This is a genomic window from Clostridioides mangenotii TR, from assembly GCF_000498755.1.
Lineage (GTDB): Bacteria > Bacillota > Clostridia > Peptostreptococcales > Peptostreptococcaceae > Metaclostridioides > Metaclostridioides mangenotii_A.
The window spans coordinates 24,426-42,067 of the sequence record NZ_AXUS01000006.1 but is presented as its reverse complement, the minus strand read 5'-3'; the positions used below and the strand labels follow the sequence as shown (position 1 = coordinate 42,067).

Here is a 17,642-nt window from a genome sequence, read left to right as displayed (position 1 = left end):
ATACAAAATACAAAGTATTTTTACCATCTTCTAAGGAATTTTTTAAATTATATTCTTTTTCCGGAAAGTACTTATATAAAATTAGTCTTCTATGCTCATCCCCTGTAAAACTAAGCTATTTGGTGTCGAAAAATTATTTTTGAAAATTCTGATAAATATATGTCAAAAAAGTTATATTAAAAAATTCAAAAGTAAATTATTAAATACATTTGAAATTACAATACAACTTTTCATTTTATTTTTTAAATTTTTAATCATTCTATTTATTTTCTTTATTATTTAAATGTTCGGATTCTAATTTGTAATATCTAGCAAATAAAACTACTGTTGCAATGCCCAATACTATGTATACCTTGATTTCTAAATCATAATACTATTGGTGCCTAAATTTAAATAAATAATAACTAACCTGTCCTAGTTCGCTTTTTTTAATTTCTCCGCCAAATCCAATATACTCTTCAGTATCTTTCTCTCCAAAATGATATATAAGATTCTTTTCTCTTCCCTTATACAATTCATCATTGGATGGAAGATTATCAATTTCATTTTTATCTTTTATTTTTGAAATATTTTCTGTCTGCAACTCAGGTATATAGTTTATCTGATTATATATATCTATTGAAGCAATTTGATCAAACTCACTTTCTCCTAACAATTCATCCAATTTATCTTATAGTGGATATAATTCTATATGGAATTACTGACAAATAAAAAGGTAGTATTAGCGTGTTGTACGACACTTAATACTACCTTTTAAAATATCTTTTTTATCAATCTAAGTTTATAAAATTCGTTTTATTTACTTAGTTGCTATCAAAGCCCCATAAGCTATTGAATACAGCTTAGATTCATGTGAATCAGCCCTCGATGTAAGCACTATAGGTGCCTTAGCCCCCATAACTATTCCAGCCGATTTTGAATCAGCCATATAAGTAAGAGCCTTGCCAATCCCATTTCCGACTTCAATAGTTGGAACTAGTAAAACATCAACATCTCCAGATATTTTACTCTTAAATCCTTTTACCTCGGCAGCTTCTTTCGATACTGCTAAGTCAAATGCAAGAGGACCTTCTACTATGACATCTTTCCCAAATCCTCCATTTGCACAAGCTTGGGCTAGCAAATCTGCATCAACTGTAGCCTGCATCTTAGGATTTACTTTTTCTTTTGCAGCTAAACAAGCTACTTTTACTTTACATACTCCTAGAGCTTTGGCAGCTTTTATTGAGTTTTCAAGTATTTGTTCTTTTTGCTCATAGTTTGGAGCTATATTCATACCTCCATCAGTTATAAGCATTAATTTGTGGTACTCATCTAGCTCGTATATCATTACATGGCTTAGTAGATTATCAGTTCTAAGACCGTATTCTTTATTTAATACTTCTTTTAGCAGAATTGATGTATCTAAAAGCCCCTTCATAACATAGTCTGCCTCGTTCTGAGATACCAATTTAACCGCTATCTCAGCACATTTTTGTAGATCATTTTCATCGATAATTCTTATTCCTGTCAAGTCAAATCCAATTTCTTTAGATATTTTTTCAATTCTGTCATTTTTACCAACTAATATAGGAGTTATAATGCCTCTTTCTACAGCATCCTTTATTGCCATCAAAACTTCTTCGTCGTGTGCCGCTGCTACTGAAAGTATTCCTCTATTCGTTCCTTCAAGTTGCTTAAACATATCATCTAGTTTCTTAATCAATTAAAATCCCCCCTAATATTATTTTATAATATCTGTCAGATTCTACTTATTGTCTGTATTTATTTATTTCATGTAGACAAGCTATTGTTACCTCATCTTCTGGATTTAACTCATGTGCATGTTCTACATAATATATTGCCTCACTTAATTCTCCGTTGTTGAGATATGCCATTCCTAGATTACATAAAATCTCTGGATCTTCTTTTAACTTAGCCGCTTTTTGGAAAAATTCTATTGCTCCATTTAAATTCCCTGTCTGCGCCTCTAAAAGTCCAAGCTCTACCATGGCATCTACTTGCTCTGGCTTTAGTATAAGTATCTTTTCAAAGTATTTTTTTGCATCTTCGATATCCCCAATATCTTTATAGCCAAGTCCTATCATAAATAATAAGTTCCACCAATCAGAATACTCTTCTTCCAAAGGTAATAGCTTTTCAAGTCCTTCTTTCCCTTTTCCTTGGAAAATTAGGTTGTACCCTTGTTCATACTGAACTTTAAAGTCCATCTTTCCTAGGTTTTCTTGAAGCTCAGCATAAAGATCTTCTTCAATACCTAAGCCTATGGCGTTTTCCCAAGTAAGTTTTGACTTTGTATACTGGGCTTGGTTGTAATAATGATAACCTAGATGATAGTATGCAAGAGCAAAGCTTTCGTCTATATCTACAACTTTTTCAAGTTTATCTACAGCTTCTAATAAGAATTTGCCCATAGCCTCTTCTTCAGTATCTTTTTGGTATTGTTTCGCCAATTCTTGGCATACAATTGCGTAATGGTATATTCCATCCAAATCTTCTGGAAACATCGTAATTAATGCCTTTAAATAGATCAAAGCATCTTTATATTCTCCTATCTCGAAGTACTTTCTAGACATATATCCCATGTAAGATTTTAAATCTAGGTCAGTTTTTGATTCGAGTGCCTTCAAGAATTTCTGGTATTCTTTGTTGAGTTTAAAATTACTGTCTATACCCATTATAAAAATCATTGCATCTGCAAGAGACATCGAACTAATTCTGTCTTGCGCAGTGTTCTCTTTTATTCCCTTTACAAGCACTTCATTTTTAATAGGTACATCAATGCCCCCTCGTGGTATTTCATAACCATCTAAATGGAAGTCACTATCGTCTTTTATTGTAATAAAGGCTAGTTCTTCAGCTTTGCCAAGTATATATTTTTCTATTAAAAATTTCATGAAATACCTCCTATATTTGTATGCTGTAAGCCTTGGATTTATCAAATATTTTTTTGTTTCCATACTCAAATAGCACTACATTTCTGTCTTTTATCGCTTCACTGTCTATATTATCTTTTAAATCTATCACATTGTAATCAAATACCTCAAAATGAACATACTTTATTATATTTTTAGCTGGTGTATTTTCATATTTAGGTAGATATTTTTTTAGATTATCTTCTTCTTTTAAGAATATATGACATCTGTTTTTAAAGTCATCTAGCTCTTCTCTTGCAAAGAAATTAGGAATATTTGAACTCTTTCCAAGCGATACATAGTCGTACTTTAGAATATCTCTAAATATATCCTTCTCTATACCTATTTCCTCATAGTAGAAATCAAGTAGTATCTTATACAACTGATTCTTTCCTTGAGCTAAATCAAAATATCCATTTTTATCAAAGTACGTAGCAAAAGCTTCGAAGAATTTAAATGGACTTTCACTGTAAAATTTATTTATAATATACTTCATTGAAAGTAAGAAGTTTTTAGAGTTATAATACCTTTCGAGCACATCCTCTATATCTTTTAATTTAAGTATATCAAAATAACTCATATAATCGTTATAAAGTACCTCATATGGAGGGTAATCTTTATATTTAAAACCATGCTTTTCCGCAGTTTCTCTAATGCCCGTCCCTTTTATCATTTTAAGGAATCCAAGTTGTAGCTGCTCTATATCTAAATTAAATACGTCGTTAAATGAGTTCTCAAAACTATTATAATCTTCATAAGGTAGTCCTGCAATTAAATCAAGGTGTTGGTGAATATTTCTATAGGACTCTACAGTCTTTACAACTTGCGATAATCTCTCAAAATCGTCTCTTCTTCCTACTTCCTCTAGTGTCTTATCATTTGTAGACTGAACTCCTATTTCAAACTGGAACAATCCCTCTTTGCAATCCTTTAAAAACTCGAGCATTTCGTCGTCTATCAAATAGGCTGTTACCTCGAAATGATATGTTGTGTATCCATTGTCATTTTCCATAAGAAACTTCATTATTTCCATCGCTATTTTTCGGTTTGCATTAAATGTTCTATCTATAAATTTTATTTGAGAAACTCTTGCCTCAATAAGTGCCTTTAAATCCTCTTTAATCCTGTCAGTACTAAAGTATCTAAGACCTTTCAAAGTAGATGATAAACAGTACTGACAGTTAAATGGGCATCCCCTAGATGATTCGTAATATACTATCTTATTTTCGTACTCTTCTCTATTTATATTTTTATATGGACTAGGTATAATATCTAAATTTTCAATAAGTTCCATAGGATCATTCATAATTATTTTTTCGCAGTTTTTACCATTAACTTGATTTGGATCTTTTTCTCTATATACAATTCCCTTTACTTCATCTATTTTAAGTTCTCCTTTTAGATGGCGAACTAAATCTCTAAATATTTTTTCACCCTCGCCGTAAAGTATATAATCGACAAAGTCGTATTTCTCCATTGCATTTACACTATCGTAACTAACTTCAGGTCCACCAAGTGCTATCTTTGTATCTTTAGATACTTTTTTTAGATTATCACATAATCTTACTATATCTTCAATATTCCATATATATGTTGAAAATAGTATCACATCGTAATTATGTCTATATAAATCTTTTAAAATATAGTCTAAATCGTTATTTATTGTGTATTCGCGTATTTCTATGTCGGCGATGTCTTTTACAAATTCTTTTAAATACCTTATAGCTAGGTTTGTATGAATAAACTTCGAATTCAAAGTTGTAAGTAATATTTTCAAATTTTTCACCTCTTTTTAAAATTATACTATTTTTTAACGTGTTTATGGGTTAAAATGATATATGTATAAAAAATATTATTATTTTAAGAAAGGAAGTTGATTATGGAATCAATAGATAAAGTGTCTATAGACTCACTATCGAAAAAAGACCTGCTGCTTATAATTAAAGCATTAGAATTCACTAATGAAACTACTAAGCTTGATGATTTTATCGACCTTAGAAATAATATAGTTAAAGAATTATGCTTCTTAACTAACACTACTGAAAGTGACTTTATAAATTATTTAGAAACTCACAGTAATAATATTTAGTCATTATTTTAGTTTCATAAATTTAAGTACATAATTGCCAGATTTACAATTAATTTCGATATTCAGTGCATTGTCTGTTAATGTCTTAGAAACTACATTCATTTGATTTAATATCGGATCCGAAACCGATTCTTCTTCTTTAAGATTAATTATATATCTTGGATCTACTTTTTTATCAAATACTTTTTTATCTACTTTGTAGTCTCTTAGCTTGTACAGATATTCAGACATTGAATTAACAAAAGCTAAATTATCTATACTATCATGCTGATTTCTTCGCCTAAAAGCGATAGTATAGATTTTTTTATACTTACTAGCCCTTGATCTTCCACTACTCTATCTTCCACATATACATCGTACAATACATTCAATAGTCCTTTTAAAATATCATCATCATAATCATAAGTTTTTAAATCTATATATTCATCAATAGTTTGTATAGCTTTTATCCTTGCCATCTGAAACTTTACTATATCTTTTTTCTCAAGCTCTAAATTAAGTCCTATAACATGTTCCTTTGTCTTCTGTAATAAATCTTTATACTCAATGCTCTTGTCATCTATTATCAAATGGATTAACGAATTGTACATCACTGAAGACAATAAGTAATCAAAAAACTTTTCCTCTATCTTAAAATAGTTTACATATTTTGTTATTAAATCTGTGACTTGTTCTTCACTCTTTTTAATATTTGTATTTGCAAGTATCAAAGGAATTAAAATATTTAAAATATTGCTTTTTAAACATTTGTCTCCGTAGTATCTATAGTAAATCAGCTCGCCTTTTAAACGATTTTGATCAACGTATACATACCTTTGTGTCTTGTCATCTACTAGCGATTTTGTGTTAATTATGATTATATCTTTAATAATCTTATCATCTATATCAAAAGAATTTATGTACGCATTTTTTATTAATACTTCTTTCATAAATTTCGCCATCCTTATCAATATCATATAATCAATTTTTAAGTATTTCTTCACAATCTGCAAATTTATATTTTCAAAAAAAAGAGACAGCTATTGAGCTGTCATTATATAGGGGGATAGTAGTGTACAAAATTCATGTAATCTACTATCTATCTCTTATTATACGACACCATTTTTTTATATGTAAAGTATCATTTTTCGACATCCCCCTATTATGCAGTTGTATCCCTATTAATCTCAACGATTCTAAATTTATTTTTAACATTACTTAAAAATTAGTTTTTGAGTTTTACATTTTCTCTGGTGCCTTCATTCCAAGTAAGTCAAGAGCATTCTCTATAGTTTGTCTAGTAGCTTCTACTAAAGCAATTCTTGCTTTTTTTAGTTCGACATCATCCACTAATATTGGGTTATCATGATAAAATTTGTTAAATGCTTGTGCTAAGTCTAAAACAAATCTCGTCACAATATGAGGTTCATTCTTTCTAAGAGCAGATAGTATATTTTTATTAAATGATTCTATTTGCTTTAATACTTCCGAACTTCCTTCATCAACTAATAAATCAAAGTTTATATCTGCTGAAACTGGGTCACCGTATTTTCGAATAACTGAACAACATCTAGCATGAGTGTACTGAACATAAGGCCCTGTTTCTCCTTCAAAACTAAGTGTTCTCTCCCATGAGAATGTATAGTCTTTTATTCTACTGTTTGATAATTCTTGGAATATTACCGCTCCAACTCCAACTTGCTTAGATATCTCCTCTACATTTTTAGCATCTGGATTTTTAGCAAGTATTATATCTTTAGTTTTATCTACAGCTTGGTTTAGTGCATCCTCTAAGAATACTACTCTACCTTTTCTAGTTGACATAGTTCCTTCTTCAAGCGAAACCATACCAAATTGTACATGAACTAGATCTTTTGCCCATTTGTTTCCCATTAGTTCTAATATTTTAAAGCATTGTTGGAAGTGAAGTGCTTGTTGTGATCCAACAACGTATATACATTTATCAAAATTGTAAGTTTCTTTTCTATATATTGCAGCAGCTAAGTCTCTAGTCATATATAGAGTTGAACCATCATTTTTAGTGATTAGAGCTGTAGGTATATTGTAAGGTTCTAGATCTACTATTTTTGCTCCTTTTGAATCTTCAAGTAAGTTCTTTTCATTAAGAGTTTTTATAACGCCGCCCATCTTATCAGAGTAGAAGCTCTCTCCAGCAAGTGAATCGAATTGAATATCTAATAAATCGTAAACTCTATCGAACTCTTTTAAACTTTCATCTCTAAACCATTGCCATAACTCTTTAGCTTCTTCATCCCCATTTTCTAACTTAGTAAACCACTCTCTAGATTCATCTTCTAACTCTGGGTGATTTTCTGCTTCTTCATGGAACTGAACATAAAGTTTTAAAAGCTCTGGTATTGGATTCTCTTCAACTACTTTTTTGTCACCCCATTTTTTAAAGGCGACAATTAGTTTCCCAAATTGAGTTCCATAGTCACCAAGATGGTTTATTCTTATAGTTTTATATCCTTGTGATTCGTATAATTTGTATATAGCATTACCTATTACTGTTGTTCTAATATGCCCTATATGGAATGGTTTTGCAATATTGGGTGAAGAGTACTCAACTATTACAGTCTCATCCTTTCCTAAATCACTTCTTCCATAGTCTTTTTTCTCGCTAAGAACTTTATTTATAACTGTCTCAGCAAGTTGAGTTTTGTTTACAAAAAAGTTTACATATCCACCAAGGTTAATTACCTTCGCTACTGCCTCTGTAAGCTCTATTTCTTTAGCTAAGTCCTCAGCTATCATATTTGGTGCTTTTCTAAATATTTTTGCCAATTTAAAACATGGAAATGCGTAGTCTCCCATATCTTTATTTGGAGGAACTTCTATCAATTCCTTAATTTCTTCTAGTGTTAAATCTTCAATTTTAGCCTTAAGACATTCTGCTACAGCTAGTTTAAAATCCTGCATCTTTTTGCTCCTCTCGCAATTTTATCTATACTTTATTAATATTTAATAAATTTAATTCTGTTTGATTAAATACATTCTATTTATAACAGTAAATCTCCACCTATAACATGTTAAAGCAAATTAATTCTTTTTTCAAGTATTTCCGTATTTGATTATTGTATCAAATATCTTTTTCACTTATAACAGATATTCCATTTTGCCTAAGTATTGATGCTGTTACACCTTGTCCTTCTTTTTTTACTCCAGAAAATGTCCCATCGTATACAAGACTAGATCCACATGATGGGCTTCCCTCTTTTAAAACAGCTTCTTTACATTTATATAATTTTGCTATTTTAAGAGTCTCTTCTGCTCCTTTTACAAAACAAGACGTAACATCTCTGTCTTTATTGCTAAAAACTTTACCCTCTCCCATTAAAACTGATTCTCCACCCTTGCCTACTATCTCAGATGGGTCTCTTGGAGTTGTGAGCCCGCCCAGTTGTTCTGGGCAAACTATTATATACTCTTTATCTTTTAAATACGTTTTTAAATTTTCATTGCTATTATTATCTCCATTGTATTTACAATTTACTCCAAGTAAACATGCTGATACTAATATCATTTTTTTCCTCCATATTTACCATTCATTATTTAAAGACTACTATAGTTACACCTATGCCACCTTCACCGTACTCACCAGGTCTTTGAGATTTTATATGTTTATTTTGTCTAAGGATGTCCTGAAGCCCTTTTTTAAGTACTCCTGTACCGACACCATGTATTATTGTTGCTTTTTCGATACCTGATACGTATGCGTCATCTAAATACTTCTCAACGGCCATTATAGCCTCTTCAAGGTTCATACCTCTAAGATCAACCTCGTTCTTTACTCTTCCTGATTTTGACTTGATTATATTTCTAGTAGATTTTGTAACTACTGAATTAGTGCTCTTCTCAACTTTTTTAAGAGATTTAAATGGTAAAGACATCTTCATTATACCTATTTGAATAACAGCCTCTTTTTTATTTTTATCTATTGATACCACTGTTCCCTCTTGATTTAATGTTATAACCTTGACTTCTTCTCCTGTTTTTAGATCCTTTATCTCTTTATTAGATAGTTTTGGAACAATCATACTCTTTACTGAAGGTTGTAAACTTCCCATGGAGCCAGTAAGTTCTTTTTTAAGTTCTTCGATTTTTCTATTTTTTTCCTGAGAAGCTCTCTCGTTCTCTAATCTTCTAAGTTCCTTAACAATTTCATCTACTTCTTCTTTAGCTTGCCTTACTATAGAGAATGCTTCTGATCTAGCTCGTTCCATCATTTTTTCTCTTTGAGCAGAAAACTTTTCTATTCTTTCATCATAAACGACTTTTAAGTTTTCTATCTCGAGCTTCAATCTCTTAGCTTCCAATCTATCCGATTCAGCTTGAATTCTATTTTTCTCTACGTTTTGAAGTACATCCTCTAACGCTATATTATCAGTGTTTATAAACTCTTTGGCTTTATCTATTACAAAGTCGCTTAGTCCCAATTTTTTAGAAATTTCAAAGGCATTTGACTTCCCTGGTATACCAATAAGAAGTTTATATGTTGGGCTTAGCGATTCTAAGTCAAATTCAACTGCCGCATTTTCTACTCTGTGTTTTGTAAGAGCGTAGTTTTTAAGTTCACTGTAATGTGTTGTCGCTATACATTTTGCTCCCATTGCATTTACAAATTCAAGTATAGAAATTGCAAGAGCTGCACCTTCAACTGGATCGGTTCCTGCGCCTAACTCATCAAATATAACTAGAGAATCCGATGTGATTTGGTCTAGTATATCTACTATATTTGTCATATGAGATGAAAATGTAGAAAGACTCTGCTCTATACTCTGTTCATCGCCAATATCTGCAAATATATTATCATAAACACACATGCTACTTCCAAAATCAGCAGGTATATGAAGTCCACTCTGTGTCATCAGTGCAAATAGTCCCACTGTCTTTATTGTGACAGTTTTACCTCCGGTATTCGGGCCTGTGATTACAAGAGTATCAAATTCGTCTCCTAAGTACACAGTATTAGAAACTACATTATCAGAATTTATAAGTGGATGTCTTCCATTTTTTATATTTAAGTACTTTTCTTTATTAATTTCTGGTTCAATTCCTCTCATTTGAATTGAAAGCTTTCCTTTTGCAAATATAAAATCAAGTTTTCCTAAGATCTCTTGATTGGAAATTAACTCCTCACTTATCTCACCGACATCATTTGAAAGTTCTGCTAAAATCCTCTCTATCTCTTCTTTTTCTTTGAGCTTAAGCTGTCTTAGCTCATTGTTCATATCTACAATACTCATTGGTTCTATAAACAAAGTCGCACCAGAAGATGACTGGTCGTGTATTATACCAGCCACTTGAGATCTGTACTCAGCTTTAACTGGAACAACAAATCTATCATCTCTCATAGATACTATTGCATCTTGTAAATACTTTTGATAAGTCGACGAAGTTATTATGGAATTTAATTTCGACCTTATAGATTGATTCTTTTGAAGAATCTTTCTTCTAATATCTCTTAAAGTTGTCGATGCGTTATCTGATATTTCAATTTCACTAATTATAGAATTAAATATCTTATCTTCGACTTCTCTAAACGCATAAAGAGAATCAGACATTCCTTGAATTATAGGAAATTTAAAATCTTCTTCTTCTGAACTCGATAAACTTCTCTTTACATTTCTAGCTGCTTGTAAGTTTTTGGCAATATTTAACAAACTGCCAGCATCTAAAGTTCCTCCAATATTCGCTCTTTTGACTTTATCTTCAATATCGTCAATACCACTTAATCCTACAGCTCCTCTTTTAATAAGAATTGATTGTGCTTCGCTGGTTTCTTCTAACATATATCTAACTTCTTCTGTCTTTGAACTCGGAATTAATTTTTCTATATATTTTAAACCTAGAGAAGAGGAAGCTTTTTGCTTAAGTAATTCTATTATTTTATTAAATTCTAGGACTTTCATTGATCGTTTGTTCATAATATCTCACCATCCTCATTCTTTTTCGATAATTTTACATTTATTTTTTTAACAAACTTCTATTTGGGTATATTTATAATATACATTTTGTATTATACTATTTATATAGCTATTTTTATACTATAAATTAAATTAAAGGAGATGTATTTTATGTCAAGTATACTAAATGGTCTAAAGCCTCAAAACGTTCTTAAAAACTTTGAAGCAATTTCACAAATTCCTAGAGGATCTGGTAACGAGAAACAAGTAAGTGATTACTTAGTTAAATTCGGTAAGGATCTTGGTCTTGAAACTGTACAAGATGAAGCTTTAAACGTAGTAATAAGAAAACCAGCCACAAAAGGTTATGAAAATGCTCCTGGTGTAGTACTTCAAGGTCATATGGATATGGTTTGTGAAAAGGAAAAAGATGTAGAGCATGATTTCGAGAAAGACCCTATTAAATTGAGATTAGATGGGGACATGCTTTATGCAACCGGAACAACTCTTGGTGCAGACAACGGTATTGCTGTTGCTATGGCTATGGCTATTTTAGAAGACGACAATGTTGAGCATCCAGCGCTAGAAGTATTAGTTACAACTAATGAAGAAACTGGTATGGATGGAGCTGCTGCATTAGACCCAAGTCTTATAAAAAGTAAATACATTATCAATATAGACTCTGAAGAAGAAGGATTTATCCTTGTAAGCTGTGCTGGAGGTAAAACTTCTGTAGTTACTTTACCAGTTGAATACACTAAAGCTTGCCCTGACAAAAAAGCTCTAGAAGTTGAAGTTAGTGGACTACTTGGTGGTCACTCTGGTATGGATATAGTTTTACAAAAAGCTAATGCTAACAAATTAGTTGGTAGACTATTAAATCTTTTAACTGTAGACTTTGATCTTGCAACTATTCAAGGTGGAACTAAACACAACGCTATTCCTCGTGAAGCTAGCTGTGTAATATTAGTTGACTCTAAAGATGTTGACGAAGCTAAAAAACAAATCGGTGATTTAGAAGCTACATTCAGAAATGAATACAGCACTGCTGATCCAGGTTTAGTAATAAAAGTTAAAGACGCTTCTGCTGAAGAAGTTATGACTGCTGATAGCAAATCTAAGATAATTCAAATGGCTTGCTTAATTCCTCATGGAGTTCAATCTGTGAGCATGGAAATAAAGGGTCTAGTAGAAAGTTCAACAAACTTTGCTATTATAGATAACCAACATGATACTATAAGCTTTATGAGTGCAATAAGAAGTTCTGTAATTTCTCTAAGAGAAGAAATAGCTAATAGAGTTCAACTTCTTGCTGATGTACTTGGTGGAACAAATGTAATAAACGGTGTTTACCCAGCTTGGGAACACAGAAAAGGTTCTACTCTAGAAAAAATAGGTTCTGATGTTTATAAAGATTTAACAGGAAAAGAGCCAATAATAACTGCACTACATGCAGGTCTTGAGTGTGGATTACTCCTTGATAAACTTCCAGATGCTGAAGCTATATCAATAGGACCAGATATGTCTGATGTTCATACACCAAATGAGCATATAAGCTTACCATCTGTTGCTAACATATGGGAATACTTATTAGCTTTACTAAAAGCTATAAAATAATATTTCTAAAAAACAGTTCATATTATATGAACTGTTTTTTATTTTGTCAATTAAGCATTCATATTATTCTTTAAAATGTCTAATTAAATTTAATCTTTAAAAGAATTTATAAAAATAAAAAAAAGAACCTACTTTCATAAAAAGCTAGCAGGTTCTTTCATATTAATACGTCCTTATTAAAAGCTTTTCAACGACTTCTAATAGTATCTGTTTATATTCATTTTCGGGAAGCTTATTAATGTCTTTAAATGCCTTTTTAGTGTATTTCTCTGATATCTTAATAGCTTCTTTTATACCATGATTGTTTTTTACAACTTCTACAATTTCTTTTATTTCTTCCTCTGTGTATTCATCGTCTTTTAGTAGACTTTCAAATTTTTTCGGATTATTTTTTATTGCCAATAGTAAAGGAAGTGTGTAAAGCCCCTCCTTTAAATCATTTCCTGCATTTTTTCCAAGTTGTTTATCAGTAGCTGTATAGTCAAGAATATCGTCTATAATTTGAAATGCCATCCCAATATTATGACCAATATTCCAAAATAGTCTACATGTTTTTTTATCACATGCACTCTCTGCTGCTCCTATATAAAAGCTCAATGAAAACAGCTCTGCTGTCTTACCTGATATTATTCTAAAGTACTCTTTTATAGATAAATTTCTATTAAATACTGAATTTAATTGATTGATCTCACCTAAACATATTTTAGACATAACCTTTGTATCCACATCTATACCTCTCTCGATAGATGATGTAGTTGCAAGAAGTCTAAAACAAATACAGAACAAATAATCTCCTATATAAACAGCGTAGTTTTTACCGTACTTTGATTGAACTGTCTCTTTACCCCTTCTAAACTCAGCTTCATCTATGATGTCATCGTGTACTAATGTCGCCATGTGAAACATTTCCATTACAGAAGCTAGTGTCTGAGCTCTCTCTTTGTTGTAATCTCCAAATCTGGATGCTATTAGAGTAAAAGCTGGTCTTAGCATTTTGCCACCAGAGCTAGCCAATTCAATAATACTATTTTCAATAATCTTATCGTTACACTTTGCATTTTTCTTTATTATGTCTGTAACTTCTTCTATCTCTCTGTCTATTATGGGATAATCTCTCCAGAATTTACTCAATGTAATCCCTCACTTTACCTTGCTTCTTTTTGTTTGTCTATAAGTTAAAATTAGGGATACATTTTAACAAACATATCCCTATATTCTTTTCACTTATACATATCTTACATGTTGTTTTAAATAATGTAAAGTATAACTAGATCTATTTCCCGCTATGCTCTTCATATATAGGTCTTCTCTTGCCCATCCAGAAGTCACTGAACTTCTGACTGATCCACGCATCAGATAGTAATCTACGCCAAATGTTTTACCTGCACCAGACATAAGAGCTATACTACCGAATGTAAACCACAGTATATCCCATCCAGCCATAGCTGTTAATATAAAGTTTAGAGTCATAAATGCTGAAGCAGCTGATGCTAAGAATGTAAATAGACCTATTATCAAACAAGCCCCAATAGCAAGCTCAGCTAGAACTACAATTCTTTGGAACCAAACAGCAACTTCTGGATTAGGCATAAATACTTTCATTATTGCTTCATAAAAACCGGGAGTCTTTGAAAGTATTGGAGTAACTGTAGCCACTGCTGAATCCGCAGCCTGTGATGCTCCGGAAACTGCATCGTGGAGCCATGGGAAAGGCATTTTTACATTTCCAGAAAGAACCCAGCTATCCGGTCCTATAGTTAACAATTTTGATGTAAGGGTTCCAATATAATCAAATACCCCATTTGCTCCTTTGGCAGCAGTAAATGCTCCAGCCCAAGTTTCCTCACCTACTAACTTCTTAGAAGCTTCAATGATCCATAAAAATCCTATATAAAGTCTTAATGGCACTAACCAAAGTCTATTTCCTTTAGAAGACAAATGGTTACCCATAATACTTCTTCTTTCTTTCATTCCGAAAAACTCGTGTAATAAGTACTTGTAAACAGCGTGAATATCGTTAACACTAAATAGATATTTCATATTTACAATATGCTTCATAAGCATAGCAAAAAAGCCTGATAATTTAAGTCCCATCAAGTTTGCAACACAGTATCTTCCACCGACAGATACCATAAATCCATGGTACTTAGGATTAAAATCTTCGTGCTCTTTACCATCTATAGATGCCATTATATTTTTGGCTGCTGTAACACCTGTTTGTTCAGCTGCCTCGACTATTTGTGGGTTACCTTTTCCTTCTTCAACTTCTACCCAAGATAAATCACCTATAACGTACATATTTTCTTTGCCTTCTATTTGCATCTTCTTGTTTGTCTTATATCTATTAGCTCTACCTCTTTCTACTTCAAAATCGTTTAAGTCTGCATTTGCCTGTATACCACATGTCCATATCAGTGTCTCTGTAGGTAGAATAGTACCATCTTTTAATTTTATGTACTCTTTATCGACTTCAACGATTGGTGAGTTTTTCATAACCTCAAACCCATGCTTAATCATATAATTTTCAGCTTTATCAGCTTGGTCTCTATCAAGCATATTTAGTATTGTACCCATTGCTTCAACAACAAGTAATCTTATTTCTTCTTCGTTTACTCTGTACTCCTTAGCTAAAGTCTTCTTCCATTCTAAAAGCTCTCCAGCCATTTCTATACCAGTAAAACCAGATCCTGCTACTATAAAAGTAAGCATTCTTCTTCTTTTTACTTCATCTTTTTCATAAGAAGCTCTTTTAACTATGTCTTCTATGTGTGATCTAATTATAAGTGCATCATCAAGCGACCACAGCGTAAACCCATTTTCTTTAACTCCAGGCACTCCAAAGAATGCTGGTTCACTTCCTATACCTATCATTAGGTAATCAAACTTGTATTCTCCATCTGATGTTTTAACTACATTGTTATCAGAGTCTACTTCCTCAATATTATCTACTACAACTTTAACTTTAGTCGTAGAGAATATTCTGTACAAATCTATTTTTACAGAATCCTCTGGGACCCTACCTCCTGCTACCTCATGAAGTTCTGTCATCAATGTATGATATGGATGTCTATCTATAAGAGTGATCTCTACATCTTCATTTTTCTTATAATGCTTTGCAAGTTTCTTAGCTGCATGTACACCAGCATATCCAGCTCCTAGTATAACAATTTTCGTTGACATATTTCTCCCCCTCTTCTTATTGTATTAGTTTTGAATTACATTAATATCATCCCGATTAAAATACACAATATATATGTAAATCCTAGCAAAGTAAAATTCTGAACAGCTGTAACAAAAGTTTCTGACTTAACTGGATTTTTTTCTAATTTATTTATATTTTTGTTTATAACTATAATTGTAAGTAGTGCAAATATACAGCTTACAGGAAGCACTTTTGTAAAAACACCTAAAAGCATACAAACATATGCACTATAATATATATATCTGTACAAGCGCAGTGCTTTTTCCCTACCAATATAATAAGTAAGTGTAAATCTATTAACTTTTATATCATCCTCTAGGTCGCAAATATTATTTGCCAGCATTATATTAGCAATTCCAGCGACTAATGGCATAGATATTAAAAGTATTATAAGACCTTCAAGTAAATCAAACTTTGCAGTCAATATATATCCATTTAGATATACTCCAAAAAAATCTTCATTATAAATACTTGAGTATATAGTTAGAAAAGTTATAAAAAATCCCATAAAAAAACCTGAAAAAGCTTCTCCAAAAGGAGTTCTAGATATAGGTACTGGTCCAAATGTATATATAATTCCCATAAAAAAACACAGTGCTCCTATTACTAATATTAATAAATTTGTTCTCACTGTTAATAAAATTCCAAAAATAATCGCTACAGCCACTAGTGTTAGTATTATAAAGCTACCTTTCTTCTTAGAAATATTAAAAATGAACATGGGATTATTGCCATCGTAATTATCCTCAAAGTGCTTTAATTCATTTTTGTAGTCAAAGTAGTTATTTATAGCTGTTGTAGCCATATCAAAACATATCATCGATATAAACATTATAAGTAAATTTGCAGTGTCTAACTTTTGATACCTAAACAATGTAAATAGTATTCCAAGCATAAATGGCGTTATACTAGCAATTTTAGTTGGAAGCTCGACGTATTTAATAAATCCTTTTATTCCCATAAAACCACCTTCGCATAATACTTCTTTCGTTATCAATTTTTGCACAATCTCTTTTAATTACTTAATACTTTTTCTTATACAATACTTTTTATTGAAGATTCAATTAGAATCTCTTCCAAACTATCTCTAAATTGTCTTATACTGTCCTTCATTTTACTGTCAATATCTTTTCTATATGTGACATATAAATTATAATGCCATTCGTATTCGCTTGCATCTAAATTCACAAGTGATTTTGACTCTAAATCATCGCTTATCGCCAGACGCGGTAAAATCCCTATACATTCATTGCTGTATACATAGCCTTTTAGTATCTCTAGGGAGTCAGTTCTGAGTACTATATTTTCATACTTTACTTTAGCATTGATCTTGCCCGCGGTCTCAACCCTATCGTTTAATAGCGCTATAGGCATGCTGTCTATTTTAGATTTATCAATTTTATTATGGCTTACTAGTATCATCCTATCTGTACCCACATGGTCAGAAATCAAATCAGGATCACATATACATGAACAACCAACTGCTAACTCCGCTCTATTATTTAACAGCATTGCATTTTCGTTAGCTATATAATCATTATTTATATATACATCTGTTTCGCTGAAGATATTTATGATGCTGTTTGAAACTTTATTTACTACGTAGTTAGCATATATATTTGAAATACTAATCTTAATTTTTCTTTGATCAGGGCTTTCTGACCTCATGTCCTGTAAAAGGTTATCGTACTGCATAATTATTTCCTTGGCGTATTCGTAGAGAATCTCTCCTTTTTCAGTCAACTCTACCCCTCGATTGCTTCTCTCAAATAATTTTTCACCAAACTCATTTTCAAGTTTAAATAGCTGATTGCTAAGAGCTGGCTGAGATATATGAAAGATTGCAGCGACTTTTGAAATACTCTTAATTTGGGCAACTTCATAAAAATACCTAAGAGTGCTTATTCTCATTA

Annotated in this window: 15 protein-coding genes; 2 read left to right on the top strand and 13 right to left on the bottom strand. The window is 31.5% G+C overall.

Features of this window, described 5'->3' with window-relative positions:
* Positions 1–373: 373 nt before the first annotated feature.
* From T473_RS0104445 to T473_RS0104430, 4 genes are all read right to left on the bottom strand, one after another.
* Positions 374–664 carry a hypothetical protein gene (locus T473_RS0104445; RefSeq protein ID WP_024620822.1) on the bottom strand — a complete coding sequence of 97 codons (291 nt, stop codon included), beginning with the start codon at positions 662–664 and terminating at the stop codon, positions 374–376.
* A 135-nt stretch (positions 665–799) separates the two neighbouring features.
* The gene (locus T473_RS0104440) at positions 800–1,705 is read right to left on the bottom strand and encodes a bifunctional enoyl-CoA hydratase/phosphate acetyltransferase (RefSeq protein WP_024620821.1); all 906 of its coding nucleotides are present in this window, start codon (positions 1,703–1,705) and stop codon (positions 800–802) included.
* 46 nt (positions 1,706–1,751) lie between these two features.
* Positions 1,752–2,897, bottom strand: coding sequence for a tetratricopeptide repeat protein (locus tag T473_RS0104435; protein ID WP_024620820.1), 1,146 nt, complete (start codon positions 2,895–2,897; stop codon positions 1,752–1,754).
* Between the two features lie 10 nt (positions 2,898–2,907).
* Positions 2,908–4,692 carry a B12-binding domain-containing radical SAM protein gene (locus T473_RS0104430; RefSeq protein WP_024620819.1) on the bottom strand — a complete coding sequence of 595 codons (1,785 nt, stop codon included), beginning with the start codon at positions 4,690–4,692 and terminating at the stop codon, positions 2,908–2,910.
* A 102-nt stretch (positions 4,693–4,794) separates the two neighbouring features.
* On the opposite strand from T473_RS0104430, the gene T473_RS0104425 reads away from it, so the two are divergent.
* Positions 4,795–5,004 (top strand): hypothetical protein, encoded by a 210-nt coding sequence (locus tag T473_RS0104425; protein ID WP_024620818.1) that lies wholly within the window; start codon positions 4,795–4,797, stop codon positions 5,002–5,004.
* A gap of 3 nt (positions 5,005–5,007) precedes the next feature.
* Here T473_RS0104425 and T473_RS19020 read toward each other — a convergent pair whose 3' ends face one another.
* The 5 genes from T473_RS19020 to T473_RS0104405 all read right to left on the bottom strand — a co-directional run bounded on the left by T473_RS19020 (position 5,008) and on the right by T473_RS0104405 (position 10,931).
* Positions 5,008–5,235, bottom strand: coding sequence for a hypothetical protein (locus tag T473_RS19020; RefSeq protein ID WP_242825860.1), 228 nt, complete (start codon positions 5,233–5,235; stop codon positions 5,008–5,010).
* A 23-nt stretch (positions 5,236–5,258) separates the two neighbouring features.
* Positions 5,259–5,933, bottom strand: coding sequence for a hypothetical protein (locus T473_RS16205; RefSeq protein ID WP_242825859.1), 675 nt, complete (start codon positions 5,931–5,933; stop codon positions 5,259–5,261).
* A gap of 289 nt (positions 5,934–6,222) precedes the next feature.
* Positions 6,223–7,923 (bottom strand): arginine--tRNA ligase, encoded by a 1,701-nt coding sequence (argS, locus tag T473_RS0104415; protein WP_024620817.1) that lies wholly within the window; start codon positions 7,921–7,923, stop codon positions 6,223–6,225.
* Positions 7,924–8,083: 160 nt separating this feature from the next.
* Entirely contained in the window at positions 8,084–8,527 is a 444-nt protein-coding gene (locus T473_RS0104410; protein WP_024620816.1) for a 2-thiouracil desulfurase family protein, read from the bottom strand.
* A gap of 25 nt (positions 8,528–8,552) precedes the next feature.
* The gene (locus tag T473_RS0104405) at positions 8,553–10,931 is read right to left on the bottom strand and encodes an endonuclease MutS2 (protein WP_024620815.1); all 2,379 of its coding nucleotides are present in this window, start codon (positions 10,929–10,931) and stop codon (positions 8,553–8,555) included.
* 150 nt (positions 10,932–11,081) lie between these two features.
* Here T473_RS0104405 and T473_RS0104400 point away from each other — a divergent pair, with 150 nt between their 5' ends.
* Positions 11,082–12,527 (top strand): aminoacyl-histidine dipeptidase, encoded by a 1,446-nt coding sequence (locus T473_RS0104400; protein WP_024620814.1) that lies wholly within the window; start codon positions 11,082–11,084, stop codon positions 12,525–12,527.
* Positions 12,528–12,689: 162 nt separating this feature from the next.
* Here the strand turns inward: T473_RS0104400 and T473_RS0104395 are convergent, their stop codons facing one another.
* From T473_RS0104395 to T473_RS17155, 4 genes are all read right to left on the bottom strand, one after another.
* Complete coding sequence (locus T473_RS0104395; protein WP_029791515.1) at positions 12,690–13,658, bottom strand: polyprenyl synthetase family protein; 969 nt, start codon at positions 13,656–13,658, stop codon at positions 12,690–12,692.
* A 93-nt stretch (positions 13,659–13,751) separates the two neighbouring features.
* Positions 13,752–15,707 carry an FAD-dependent oxidoreductase gene (locus T473_RS16200; protein WP_242825858.1) on the bottom strand — a complete coding sequence of 652 codons (1,956 nt, stop codon included), beginning with the start codon at positions 15,705–15,707 and terminating at the stop codon, positions 13,752–13,754.
* Between the two features lie 35 nt (positions 15,708–15,742).
* On the bottom strand, positions 15,743–16,690 hold the full coding sequence (locus T473_RS0104385; protein ID WP_024620812.1) for a 1,4-dihydroxy-2-naphthoate polyprenyltransferase: 948 nt from the start codon (positions 16,688–16,690) through the stop codon (positions 15,743–15,745).
* Positions 16,691–16,764: 74 nt separating this feature from the next.
* A complete protein-coding gene (locus tag T473_RS17155) occupies positions 16,765–17,640 on the bottom strand; it encodes a LysR family transcriptional regulator (RefSeq protein WP_024620811.1) in 876 nt (291 codons plus the stop codon).
* Positions 17,641–17,642: the final 2 nt, after the last annotated feature.

Excerpts from the sequence above, each read along its gene's own strand:
- T473_RS0104435 (WP_024620820.1), bottom strand. The coding sequence starts at position 2,897 with ATGAAATTTTTAATAGAAAAATATATACTTGGCAAAGCTGAAGAACTA.
- T473_RS0104425 (WP_024620818.1), top strand. The coding sequence starts at position 4,795 with ATGGAATCAATAGATAAAGTGTCTATAGACTCACTATCGAAAAAAGAC.
- T473_RS19020 (WP_242825860.1), bottom strand. The coding sequence starts at position 5,235 with ATGTCTGAATATCTGTACAAGCTAAGAGACTACAAAGTAGATAAAAAA.
- T473_RS16205 (WP_242825859.1), bottom strand. The coding sequence starts at position 5,933 with ATGAAAGAAGTATTAATAAAAAATGCGTACATAAATTCTTTTGATATA.
- argS (WP_024620817.1), bottom strand. The coding sequence starts at position 7,923 with ATGCAGGATTTTAAACTAGCTGTAGCAGAATGTCTTAAGGCTAAAATT.
- T473_RS0104410 (WP_024620816.1), bottom strand. The coding sequence starts at position 8,527 with ATGATATTAGTATCAGCATGTTTACTTGGAGTAAATTGTAAATACAAT.
- T473_RS0104405 (WP_024620815.1), bottom strand. The coding sequence starts at position 10,931 with ATGAACAAACGATCAATGAAAGTCCTAGAATTTAATAAAATAATAGAA.
- T473_RS0104400 (WP_024620814.1), top strand. The coding sequence starts at position 11,082 with ATGTCAAGTATACTAAATGGTCTAAAGCCTCAAAACGTTCTTAAAAAC.
- T473_RS16200 (WP_242825858.1), bottom strand. The coding sequence starts at position 15,707 with ATGTCAACGAAAATTGTTATACTAGGAGCTGGATATGCTGGTGTACAT.
- T473_RS0104385 (WP_024620812.1), bottom strand. The coding sequence starts at position 16,690 with ATGGGAATAAAAGGATTTATTAAATACGTCGAGCTTCCAACTAAAATT.
- T473_RS17155 (WP_024620811.1), bottom strand. The coding sequence starts at position 17,640 with ATGAGAATAAGCACTCTTAGGTATTTTTATGAAGTTGCCCAAATTAAG.